This window comes from Burkholderia cepacia, assembly GCF_001039005.1.
GTDB lineage: Bacteria > Pseudomonadota > Gammaproteobacteria > Burkholderiales > Burkholderiaceae > Burkholderia > Burkholderia theae.
This window is the reverse complement of sequence record NZ_LDWR01000053.1, coordinates 1-250: the sequence shown is the minus strand read 5'-3', so window position 1 is coordinate 250 and position 250 is coordinate 1. Positions and strand designations below refer to the sequence as shown.

Sequence of the window (250 nt, the reverse complement as noted above, 5' to 3'; positions counted from 1 at the left end):
GACGTGGAAGTCGACAGCGATGACACGGCGCTATCGGTCGAGCTCAGGCCGGTCGACAGCGAGCTGATACCCGTCGAGGTCGACGTAGACAACGAAGAAATCGAGCTGTTGGCTGATGACAAGCCGGTCGACGTGGAAGTCGACAACGACGACACCGAGCTATTGGTCGAGCTCAGGCCGGTTGACAGCGAACTGATACCCGTCGACGTCGACGTGGACAGCGACGAAATCGAACTATTGGCCGACGACA

1 protein-coding gene is annotated in these 250 nt (G+C 58.8%); it reads left to right on the top strand.

Features of this window, described 5'->3' with window-relative positions:
- Nucleotides 1-250: hypothetical protein (locus tag VL15_RS42825; protein WP_048250068.1), on the top strand; the 250-nt coding region annotated here is incomplete at both ends.